Here is a 12,462-nt window from a genome sequence, read left to right on the forward strand (position 1 = left end):
TCATTTCTTCGTGAAGATTAGTTTATCGAGGTTGCCCACATAATTCAGACTCGAGGTAGTCGATCCCTTCAGTGAGACATACAGATGCTGCTTGCCGGTCAGTGTCTGACTGAGCAGAGCGCCTGCAGTCTTGTAGTTCCCCCAGGCTCCGCCTGTATTGGGCAGACTGACCGTACTGATCACTGTGCCGTCTTTGCCGCCCAGCCGGATCTCAGCTGTGATGTCAGCCGGGGCACGATTGGTCGGCGCATCGTACTGGATGGACACGTAGTTCTTGCCCTGTACGCCGAAATCAACATTCTCAAAGGAGAACCAGGCTCCGGTAAATGTATTAGCCACTACAGTTCCGCCGTTGTTGCCTTCAGTTTTGAGCGGATTGCTGTTGAAGGTATTTTTGGCATCGGACCAAACGGTCTTGTTCTCAAATTCCACAAGAACATCCGGCTCAGCTGCGGCCAGAGAGAAGGACGCATTGTCAAAATTACCGATATACTTGAAGGTTGAATCCGTTGTGCCCCTAAACACCAGGTAGATGTCCTGCATGCCGGTAAGATTCTTGCTCAGCGCCCCGGACACCGTCTTGTATGTCCCCCAGGCATTTGCAGTCGGCGGCGCTGACAGAGTGCCTACAAGCTCACCGTCCACTCCGCCCAGACGGACTTCAACAGATGAATCTGCAGCTGTATTCGTTGAATTGCCTGTATACTCCACCGACCACTGATTCACGCCCGTGCTGCCGAAGTTCATTCCCTTGTACGCCAGCCAGGCCCCGCTAAAGGTATTGGCAACCTGCTTGCCGCTGATGCCGTTCTCGGTCTTCAGCGGACCACCGTTGGCCGGATTATTATCTGTGGACCAGGCATCATAGCTCTCTAGCTCCAGCTTGGTATAGTCGGTCCGGATCGCCTGGTAGTCCCAGATGAACTTGTCCAGATTGGCGATATACGGACGATTGCTGTCGGTACTGCCCTTCAGCACGAAGAACAGGCTCTGCTTACCGGTCAGTGTACGATTGAGGATTCCTGCCGCCGCCTTGTATTGCGTCCACCCTGCACCGGTATTCTTAAGCTCCACATTGCCGAGAAGCTCGCCGTCTACAGCCCCGAGCCGAAGCTCAAGCACTGCATCCGCCGGTGTCCGGTCAGAGTTTGCATTATACTCGACCGTAATCCGGTTTGTCCCTTTGGTTCCGAAATCGATATCCGCAAAGGATAGCCAAGCGCCGGTAAAGGTATTGGCGACCACCGTACCGTTATTGCCGTCTTCAGTTTTCAGCTTATTGTTGTTGAACGTATTGACCGCATCCGACCAGGCCGTGCGGTTCTCAAATTCTACCGTCCCCATATCCACTACCGGTGGCTGCGGTTCCTCCGCCGGGTCAGGTACAACCGGAGTCTTCACCGGTACCGGCAGCGGTTCAGGCAACGGATCTTCCCCGCCCGGCTGCTCTCCTCCAGGTTCGCCTGGTTCACTTGGTTCACCAGGGTTCTGCGGTGCCGGCTCCGGCTGCGATTCAATAGGATCAGCCAGCCACAACGAGTCGTAGATGTTGCCGTTAAAGCTGTCCACCAGATAGATATTCACCTGATACTTGCTGGCGTTCACACTGAAGTTCTGCGTCAGCTCGAAGCCGCCGGACTGGACCGGTACGGCACTGGACAGCAGTGCCTGCTCTCCTCCGTCCATCAGCTGAATTACAGCAACCGCCGAGTCTACATAATCCCCTTTGAGCGTTCCTGATACCTCTACGGTCATATTGCCTGTGCGCTTCACGTCTGCCTTCAGATCGTACACATCCCATAGGATGTCCGAGGTGTACGGGGCATTAGAAACCAAGGCATCACCTGTCATGACATTCCGTTCCTCATTTGCTTGGATGCGTACTTGTACAGCGCCCGCCGCAAAGGCCTGCGGTCCGACCGTCTGCGGATTCGCTGCAGCTGTCTTCCAGCTCACACCGCCGTCGGTGCTGTATTCATAATCGGCCGGGCTTGTGAAGCCCGGTACTGTCGTCCAGCCGAAGGTATTGGCCGTATCGTCCACCAGCGGAGCTGTTGGCGCGTCAGGCTTCACCATTTCCTTGACTGTCTCCAGACTGAGATCAAATGCGATATCCGAGCTGCTGAAGTTTACCTGATGCACTTCTGCGGCGAGCACATTGATGCCTTCCTGCAGATAATCCGGATTGATCTCATAACGGTTCCAGTCACGTTCGTCTCCGACTGTAGCATTGGCATTTGTACCATAAGCCACAGCCCCGTCCGGCATGTTCGTCCGGATAATCTCATGTCCGTTCAGATAGACGATGGCGCCGTCATCACGGATCAGACCGGCGTCCAGCTCCAGTATGTCCTGCAGCTCAGATGCATTGAACGTTGTGCGGAAGTAGGACGTCGTATATTTCTTGCTGGCATCCGGACCGTAGCCGATCACAGTTTTGGCATACCCCTTGTTGTCGTAGCCGAGCGGTGCCTGCCCGGAGGACCAGCTGCTGTCATTGAAGCCCGCTAATGTCCAGCCATTCGCCGGGGCTTTGCCTTTATCATAATATTTCCACTCTGAACCTTCGCTGATCAATGAAGTCCGGGAGAGTGTGTTCTCAATGTCAGCATCGTAATCTGCTGTAGGAGGTGCCGATTTGGCCGAAGCCCCCCAAGCATAATTGGGCGTGTCTCCCATATCAAATTCCAGCGTGCCTCCGTTCATCAGATCATCATAGCCGATCCAGGCCTGATTATACGATTGACCGTTCAGGGCGGCGGATTGAATGAACCGGTTGGCGGAGGAGACATTGTCCGCTTTAATAGTAAAGGTCTTGCCATTATCCAGATGCAGGGTCAGCTCCGAGAAAACGGGTGAGCCGATCAGGAAATTGGCGTCCCCCGGATTACCGGGGAAGAGTCCCATTGCGCTGTATACATACCAGGAGGACATTCCCCCGGCATCGTCGTCCATAGAAGGCAGATAACCTTCAGGATCAGCACGGTAGACCCGCGATTGGATCGGGTAAGCATACGGCCCGTGGTTATGGTATTTCTGAGTAACCACCTCGGTTGTATATTCTCTGGCATAATATTGGGTCAGATAAGGATAACCCAGATAGTTGAACAGATAGGGTACGTCGATGTCCGGCTCATTGATAGCCATGTACTCATTCCGGGCAAAGAAATCCTGCAGCTGCTTCGCCATTTCTGTCTTGCCGCCCATCAGCTTGGCCAGGCCATTGATGTCCTGTGTAGCGGACCAGCGGTATGTCCAAAGATTGCCCTGATAGGCATACTTGTCCACTGCGGTTACATCCCCTTTGGCCACTGTTGTACCGTTCGGGGTAAAGAACCCGGTCTTGACGCCGTTCTCATCGACCTGGTTCGCATTCCACAGCTTCTGATAGGAGAGTGCGAGTTTCTTATACTTCTCATACGAACTCTTGTCGCCCAGCAGCGCAGCAAGCTTCATGGGGAAATAGGCACTCTTCGCCTTCTCCAGCTTGCCGGAAATTTCGCCGTCCGAAATCGAGAAGTTGTCCGCATCGACTGCCATTCCTTTTAGCGCCGTGTACACGTCATAGTCCGTGAAGCCTTTCGCATAGGCATCGAGAATGACGGCACCGTTGAATTCATTGCGCACCGTCGGGCTTGGCCAATAACCGTCTCCCCATTGCGTGTAGGTTCCTCTGGTCTTGTAAAGATCAACCAGCGATTTCACCATGTTGTTATACTTCTGCGGCTCCAGCACGGAGAACAGGGAGTATTTGCGGAAATCATCCCAGGTCGTCCAGCCGTTATAGTATTCAAAATCCTCACCAAGCCCGGACGCTTGGCGCACCGTATTCTCATCCCTGCCCGCCTTGAAGGTTCCGGCTGAGCTGGTCACGTTCTTCGGATGCAGGTACGTATGGTACATTTGCGTATAAAATACTTTCTTATTCTCTTCATCTTCATCCTTGATTTCCACTTTGCCCAGAACATCGCTCCAGGTGCTGCGGATCTTGGCATGCTGGGCGTCGAAATCCCAGTCTGCAATATCCTGCTTCGCTTCGGCTCTGGCCTGTTCCACACTTACCGCCGACAGACCGACCTTAGCCTGGATCACTTTGCCGCCATTCGTATCGAAATTAACCCAGACTCCGCTGTTCGCCCCGGTACGGACTGCTTCCGTTCCGGTTGTATCGCCCTGCCAGGAGGTGTAGGAATCGAAATCATAGTCAAACTGGATGGAATAATAGAGCTTATAATACCCGTTGCCGCATACGTTCTTGGATTGGATCATGCCCGTAATTTCATTGCTGCCTTCCACCTTCAGGTTGGCATCAAGCATTCCGGCATAGGAATTGGAGAGATCCACGAGTACAGAACCCGTCTTCGCGGATGCCGGGAATGTATAGCGCTGGAAGCCGACATTGTCCGATGCCGTCAATTCTACGCCGATTCCTGATGCCAGCGTAACACCATAGTACCCGGCAGAAGCCTGCTCACTGCTTTTATCGTACAGCTGCTTATATTCATTCACATTCTTCGTGAACGAACGCGTCTCAGGCATCATCAGGATGTTGCCGCCTGCCCCACTGCAGCCTACACCGCTGAAACGTACCTGCGAGAAGCCTTTCAGGTATTTATCCTGATAATAATAGCCGCTGAACGCCCCGCCGTCGCTGTCAGGTCCCAGGGAGACGAGTCCGAACGGCGTCGACGGTCCCGGATTCGTCTGACCGTTATCTCCAAGGGTGTTGATAAGCGGATCGACATAATCCACCGGCTCCAGATTTACTGCAGGATATGCCGGATACTTCCCGGCTTCCACTCCATATACCTGCAGCTCATACAGCCGGACAGTATCGCCGTTCGCTGCAGCCTTGCTTACATAGAACCGGAGATAGCGGGCTGTCACTGGCTGGGGCAAATACCGGTCAACGACCGTCTGCACGTTACCCTGCACAACATCCACATCGCTCCAGCTCTGGCCATCATCACTCTTCTGCAACCGGAAATTCTGTGTGTTCCAGAACGGGCTGTTCGAGCTCTCATTGATCCCTGCGTTGTACACCGTCCATTGGTTTATCGTATATTCCTTGCCAAGGTCGAGCTTCATCCATTTGATCTTGGCAGCTGTGTTATCACACCACTTGGTGTCGTTCTTGCCGTCTACGGCAAATTGCGGCCGTTCATTCACATTACATTGACCTGATGCCGTAACTTGTGCATTCAGTGCAACATTCTTCGCCGGAACTACTTCTATACCAGCCTCCGCGGCGGATACCGTAACCGTAAAGGCAGTCACTGAATCCAGCAAGCCAAGCAGCATCAGAACCGACATCAGAATGGAGAACAGTTGTTTACGCATGAGATTCCAATCCCTCGCTTTCATCTTATAGTGAAGAGCCGGTCTGAACCAGACGGCCTACCATTACAGCCACCTCAGCGCGGGTGACCTGCTTCTTCGGCTGGAATGCGGTGCCGTCTCCCTGCATTAGCCCGCTCGCTCCCGCCTCGGCCACACTGGCCGTCGCCCAAGAGGCAATTTCCCGCGCATCAGTATAAGCCTTACCTGCCTGGACGCCTGCCCCAAGCTTGAAGTACTTCGAAGCGTTAACCAGTGCTACCGCCGCTTCCTCGCGGGTGATCCGGTCATTTGGCCGGAAGGACCCGTCGTAGCCGTTCATTATACCCGTCGCTGCGGCCTCCGCCGCCTGCTTAGCGTAATAAGCATTTGAAGGCACATCAGCGAACGGTGCTGCAGCAACTTCAGCCGGCACGTTTCCCGTACGCTCTGCAGCCCGCATCAGCAGGGCGGCGAACTCAGCGCGGGTAATGCCGCGGGCCGGTTCATAATGTGCAGCGTCCACACCGTTCACCAGGTGCTTGGCGGCAAGAGATTTCACGGCTGCTTCAGCCCAGTGTCCGGTCATATCCGCGAAATTCTTGTCATAGACAAGCAGTGCATATGCAGAGAAATGGGTCGCCTTGAAGGATACCGTTCCAGCCGTCAACGTGCCAGCTACATATTCAGCACTGTTGCCGTCCACGTAATAAATGCCGGCGAGTTCCGTCTTCATCGAGGCAATCTGCGCTGGCGCCAGCTTGAGGCTAACCTCTGCCGGCTGAGTCAGCTGATGGATCTCAGTAACATTGCTGCCGTTTAGCGTCTGAATGACCAGCGACAGTAATACGCCAGTCGAAGCATAAGCGGCATCACTGCGGACAGACCCGCTAACCAGTGACTGGGCTTCCTTATTCCAGCTGGCATTCAGAACAATCCGCAACCGGGTCTGATTATCACCCGAGGTCTTCATTGCACCTGCGGGAAAAGAAATCGTCCTTACTCCATCCGTCAGTACAAGGCCTGTATTCCCTGCATTAAGCAGATTCAGCGATTGTTGCGGGAGCTCAAGTGCCACTCCAGCTTCTCCAGCCGTGGCCGGCAGCTCAATTGTGATCTGGCCAGCAGCTTGCTGCATAGCCTGCGCCAGCGTATCTGTACCAATCAGATAACGCCCGTCCCCGGACAGCTCCGGCTTGATACGTGCTGAGCTGGCTTCCCCGGCTCCGGCAGGAATCAAGCCGTCCGGAGAAGTCTGGCCGCTGCCCGTTCCAGCAGGCTGTGGCGTACCCGGATTACTTGGCGTTCCAGAATCAGGAGTTCCTGGAGTCGGACTCGGTGTCGCCATTGGTGTCGGTGATACCGTTGCTGTCGGCGACACTGTTGCTGTCGGCGACACTGTCGCTGTCGGTGAGACTGTCGCTGTCGGTGCCACTGTCGCTGTCGGTGCCACTGTCGCTGTCGGTGCCACTGTCGCTGTCGGTGCCACTGTCGCTATCGGCGTTGGCGTTGGCGTTCCAGTACCCGGATTACCCGGTGTTCCCCCGCCCGGCTCCTCTTCTCCCGGAATCATGAATGTTTGGGTCAGGGTTGTTCCGCCGGAACCGGCAACCACGTTATAGCTTCCGGATGGAGCCAATAGCTGGCTTGCCGGAATTGACACCCGCTGGGTATAGGCTCCGTCTACAGCTTTCAAGACATCAATATAGAACACTGTTCCGGCCGGGCTGACGATTTTGACAACAACCTGGTCACCCGGGCCCGGTGTCGTTCCAGACAGTGTGATGCTGCCGCCGCGCTCAGCCTCCTTTCCGCTCAAATGGAGCGTGAAGGAGTTAGCAGCGAAGACTGCAGCAGGTGAACACAGGAACAATAAGACCATAATGGCCGCTACAACTTTTTTCACCTTCGGATTCCTCTCTTTCCTGATCACTGAAGTTCTACCGGTTTCGCAAGCTGTCCAGGCACTTCAAGGTTGTTGTTGAACTGGTCAAATACAAAAACCTTGACCCGGTAGTTTTCACCTTTCACATTGTAGTACTGGGACATCGTCAGATGGCTGCTCGTAAGCGGGATAGCGTTAATCAGCAGCGGAGTATCGCCGTCCATCAGTTCGAAGACAACATAAGCGCTGCCGGTATACTCCGCGAGACGATCCAGTGAGACCTCCACCTGAAGCTGATTATCGCGCTTAAGCACACCTTTTATCTCGTACGTATCGGTATAATCATTTGGCGTGAACGTCTTGTCCGAGAGCAGTGCTGTTCCTGCTGGAGTACCGGCTGCCATATCACCTTTGATGCGCACCTGCACCATGCCTGCTGCGTAGCTGCCGTCATGGATCGGCTGCGGGTTCACCGTGACCGGCTGCCAGGTTTCGCCTCCGTCCAAGCTATATTCATAGTCAGCTGCTTCAGGGTAGCCAGGTACGAGTGTCCAGCCGAAGGTGTTGCGGGCATCGTCAATGACCGGAGCGGTCGGTGCCGCCGGATGCTCACCGCCGGAGAACACGGTAGCTTCCGAGGAATTGTCCCGCTTGTCTACGGCTTTGACTACAAACTCATAATCCACAGCCGGATTAGTTCCCGTTACCTTATATTCATACTGGCTCCGCGCTTCTTCCACGGGTACATAAACACTCCAGTTCGTCCCGAGTTTACCGTTCTTCTCATAAATCCGGAAGCCTCTGACGGCATCAGCGTCACTCTTGTCGGCTGGTCTTACCCAGGTAAGTACGGCCGCCTTGTCCTCTGTCCTGCCAGCTGCCAGCTCCTTCACCGGTTCGGGCTTGCTGTCATCGCGGACAATTGTGTACGTATCGAATGGAGCTGCATCGCCCGATTTGTACGAATTGATAGTGAAGCTGTCTTCCGTCATCGTGATGCCGGAGTAGATCGGTACTTTAGGCTGCTGATATACATTGGCATAATACGGATTTACACCCTTTTGGATATCGTAATATTTCGTACCGGCGGAATTATTGATCATGTACAGCGTACCGTCAGGGTTCAGCGGATTGCCGTCGCCGTTTTTTTGAATATCCGTTACCGCTTTGTCCTCATACATCTGGTACGAGCGCATGAAGGTATGGTCATGACCCTGCAGTACCACATCGATACCCAGCTCATCGAACACCGGAACCATCTTCTCTCTCAGCGCCAGAATATCACTGTCCAGTGCATGGTTCCCGAGCGAATAGACCGCCTTGTGGAAAGCAACCACTTTCCATTTCTTGTCCGTTACAGCTACCTCACGCTTCAGCCAATCAACCTGCTGTTCGAAGGAATTACGCTGCCGCTCGTCCCAGCCCATGTCCATCGTGTTCAGCACCATGATATGGGCATCGCCGTAGTCGTAGGAATAGACACTGCCTGGAGGAAGCGGATCATCGATTGAATCATTCGGATAGTTGAAATGATAATAATAGTTATCGTTATACGGCCCTTCATGATTGCCGACAGCCGCCATCAGCGGAAGCTTCATCAGCATGTTCTGCGGCTTGCCGAAATAGTCCAGCCACTGTGACTCCAGCGATCCGGCATCGACCTGATCCCCGGTCATTACCAGGAACTTGGCATCCGGATAATCATCCAGCCCGTTCTTCAGTGTTTTGGCCCATACCTCATAGTCGTTGGTATTTGCACCTTGGGAGTCAGTCATATAGAGGAAGTTGTATGCCTTTTCGTTCTCCCCCTCAGTCATGAAGCTGCCTGCGGCGCTCCAGTTTCCGTCACTGCCCACACGGTATTTATAAGCAGTTCCGGGAACAAGTCCGGTAGCAATCGCTTTATGGCTGATAAAAGCACCTTTTGTCGAGCTAGTGATATTCAGATTAAGCGCCCTGGTGTCAGCAGGATCTCCAACAAAGCGCTGCTTCACTGGGGAGTCAAAGTCCTGGTCTGCCGGCACGATCTCTACAATGCTGTCCATAATCCCCGCTGGTGCGCTGTCGGGTCTTTCATAGCTTGTATACCAGGCGAAGGACCGGTTGGTCTTCGCTTCATTCTGGAAGGACATTGCAATCGCAATCGGTGAGTAATCCACGGCCTCTGACATATTATCAGGACTATAAACGAAACTGCCCGCAGATGTACCGTCTGTAAACTTCAGTCCTGCCTGCCCGTCATAGGAGATGTTCACAATTTGCCCAGGCTTCACGATGGAGCCAAGTGTCAGTGTAAGCTGATCAGGAGCACTGCCTTGAACCGCATTCAGGAGCGGAATCACAGCTGTGTCCGTCTTGACTGTCAGATGGCTGGCCAACTCGGACGAAACCTGCTGCAGATCACCCGTGAGCTGCAGCGCTACACTGGTACCACCAGAATCTACGCTGCCGTAGACAGGGCCATTGTAATCAACCGGAAGGTAAAGGGCAGAGGCAGGTATAATCTGCTTCGTTATCCCCGGACCCGACCAGCGCAGATACAGGTTCGATCCGCCGAAATCCTCGAAATATTCTACTTTAAAGTTGTGCTTCACTCCGCCTTGCAGTGTAATCGGAGTGCTGGTCTGTTCCACATCCCAGTCGTTAGTCCAGTGGTCGATCACAAGCTGGTCGTCAAGCCACATCCGGAAACCATTGTCGCCGATCATATAGAAGGTATAGTCGCCGGACTCCGGCGCCATGATCTGGCCTGTCCAGCGGATATTTGCATCATCCGAGCGTCCGGTCCATGTCTGGAGAACGGGGTCCAGATTGCTGAAGTTAATCTGGGAATCAATTCGTGTGGACTTATAATCACCGAACTCAAAGGTCTCGGTACCGGTGTAATATTGACCAAGTAATCCGTGGTCTTTCGAGGCGGATACCCCTGCAGAAGCGTTGAGTTCGAGGGAGAAAAACGTATCGGAGCTGCCGCCCCTGTCCTGATGTACCTCGGCGGCAATTACATTTGTGCCCTTCAGTAACAGAGCCGGATCGATATTGAAGTTATTATCGAGCCGCTCGTCGCCGATGGCCGAAGAAGCATAAGTATTATAGAGAATCGTACCCGTCGGCAGGTTCGTGCGGTAGACTTCCTGACCGTTCAGATACACAACTGCGCCGTCATCCCGGACCAGCGTAGCCGCGAGCTTAAGGATAGCTGCCGGGTCGTCAATCTGAAATTCCTTGCGGTAATACGATGTTGTATATTTTTGGCTTGAATCCGTGCCGTAACCGATCCAGGTGTTCAGATCCAGCCCTTTGCCGCTGCCGGCATAGCCGAGCGGGGCTTGTCCCTGCTTCCAGCTGCTGTCATCGAAATAGACATCCTGCCAGACCGTAGCCTGATCAGAACCGTCATCCAGATACACCCATCCACTGTCCTTGGCGATCAATGTTCCCTCTGCAGCAGCAGCTGACATGGGAGCATCCTCACCGGCAACAAGAGATATTTCTCCGTCTGCACCGCTGGCGGCAGGCTCTGCAGCAGATGCTGATCCTGAGTTATCCGTTCCCTCAGCCGGATTAGCACCTGTGTCTGCAGGCTCTGCACTGGCCGGTAGTAACGGCACATAACCAGCGGTGAACAATGAAGCCGTCAGCAATGCAGCTGCAAGCATTCGGCTTAGCAGCTTAAACCTCTTCTTCACTTCTTTTCCCCCCAAATGAAAGTTATGATCATTTGGAAATGATACGTTTACCGGGCGAACTGTTCAATGCATGCTTGGTAAAACCGGGATGAGTTTTATGTAAAATTTGAAGAAATATATCTGGGAATTAATTCATTATAATCTATAATTATTCACGATCTTCCAAATCGCCTCCCTTACCCGCTACTGCCAAATAATCTGTGTCCCTTATAAGTAGCCGACGAAGCAGGGCTAGTTGTAATTCCGGCATTCTAAAAGGAAATGTAATCGGGAGGTTAAAACAGCTATGAAATTTACTATGAATTCCAGCAGGAACAAACAGCTTTTGTGTATATTTATCTCAACAAAAAGCAGAAAAGCGTTCCTCCATAACCGGAGAAACGCTTTTTGGTTTATTTGGCAGCCGCTTTAATGAGACTCCTCATCCAGAAACGGCTTATTCACATAGTAATACATCACGCCCATCAGCACCCCGCCGCCAATGAGATTCCCGAGCGTAACCGGGACAAGATTATGCACAACGCCTCCCCATGATATGGTGCCGGGGTGATCCAGCACGAGCGCAATTGCGAAGGTACACATGTTGGCAATACTGTGCTCATAGCCGGAGATGAAGAAACAGAAGACGAATAGAACCATGGCGAACATTTTGGCTCCGTCGCTTTTCATCGACATCGGGACGAAGAAGGCCAGACAGACGAGCCAGTTACAGAGAATAGCCCGGAAGAACAGCTGCAGCGCCGGGGCTTCCATCTTGTGAGCCACCACATTCAGCAGAAACCCGTTCACAGAGGAATCATAGAATAATCCGGTCAGAAAAATCAGCAGGGCGAACGCCGTAGCCCCAAGGATATTACCGATGTAGCTCACTACCCACATCCGCACTACCTCAGTCCATGCCATCTTGCGTCTCAAGGCCGCGTAGGTGTAATAGAAGGTATCTCCGGTAAATAAATCTCCCCCGCCGTAAGAAATGAGGATGATGGCTGCGCCGAACGTAATCGCAGCCATCGGATAGGTCATCGGCGATTGTTCCATATAGAAGAAGTTGCCGGTCTTAAACGCTACGATAACGCCGAATCCGATAAACATGCTGGCGAGCATGGCTCTGGCAATATACCGCAATATGCTTTGCCGGAAGATCTTCTGTTTCTTCAGTGCCAGCTTCTCCACCTGCAGCAGTGCCTCGTTCTCCATTTGACCTCCGTCTTAGCTTCGTATTTTCAGTGATTGTAGAGGCTGCTGTACAGCCTCCGGGTTATTATACCCAATAAACCGCTGGAAATTGCTTGAACCACAGAGCGTCAATATTTATGGAGCCCGCACACCTTCCGGACCTGCCTTACAGGCCTCTATCATCCGGGTCATTCAGCCTGGCAATAGCTTCCGCTTTCTCACTGCTGGCTACGACGATAAGCACAACTATCAAACATCCCAGAATCATCCGCTTATCCCCTCTTTCTCCACAGGTCGCCTTAGTGACAACTTATGTGGGAGAGCGGAGCATTATGAATGCTGATTATCATGACAAAAAAAGCCCGCTGATCCCCATCAGCAGGCTTATTGCAATCC

4 protein-coding genes are annotated in these 12,462 nt (G+C 53.0%); all 4 read right to left on the minus strand.

Going from position 1 to position 12,462, the window contains the following annotated elements; genetic code table 11:
- Nucleotides 1-5,340 (minus strand): GH92 family glycosyl hydrolase, encoded by a 5,340-nt coding sequence (locus tag NSU14_RS30005; RefSeq protein WP_340948222.1) that lies wholly within the window; start codon nt 5,338-5,340, stop codon nt 1-3.
- 25 nt (nt 5,341-5,365) lie between these two features.
- Nucleotides 5,366-7,222: an S-layer homology domain-containing protein gene (locus NSU14_RS30010; RefSeq protein ID WP_340948223.1), complete on the minus strand. Its 1,857-nt coding sequence runs from the start codon at nt 7,220-7,222 to the stop codon at nt 5,366-5,368.
- Nucleotides 7,223-7,245: 23 nt separating this feature from the next.
- Nucleotides 7,246-10,890, minus strand: a complete 3,645-nt coding sequence (locus tag NSU14_RS30015) for a PA14 domain-containing protein (protein ID WP_340948225.1) — start codon at nt 10,888-10,890, stop codon at nt 7,246-7,248.
- Between the two features lie 408 nt (nt 10,891-11,298).
- A complete protein-coding gene (locus NSU14_RS30020; protein ID WP_039299406.1) occupies nt 11,299-12,087 on the minus strand; it encodes a formate/nitrite transporter family protein in 789 nt (262 codons plus the stop codon).
- Nucleotides 12,088-12,462: the final 375 nt, after the last annotated feature.

It is taken from the genome of Paenibacillus sp. FSL R10-2771 (assembly GCF_038000205.1).
GTDB lineage: Bacteria > Bacillota > Bacilli > Paenibacillales > Paenibacillaceae > Paenibacillus_AQ > Paenibacillus_AQ phytohabitans.

Coding starts and splice junctions, on each gene's coding strand:
- NSU14_RS30005 (WP_340948222.1), bottom strand. CDS start 5,340: ATGCGTAAACAACTGTTCTCCATTCTGATGTCGGTTCTGATGCTGCTT.
- NSU14_RS30020 (WP_039299406.1), bottom strand. CDS start 12,087: ATGGAGAACGAGGCACTGCTGCAGGTGGAGAAGCTGGCACTGAAGAAA.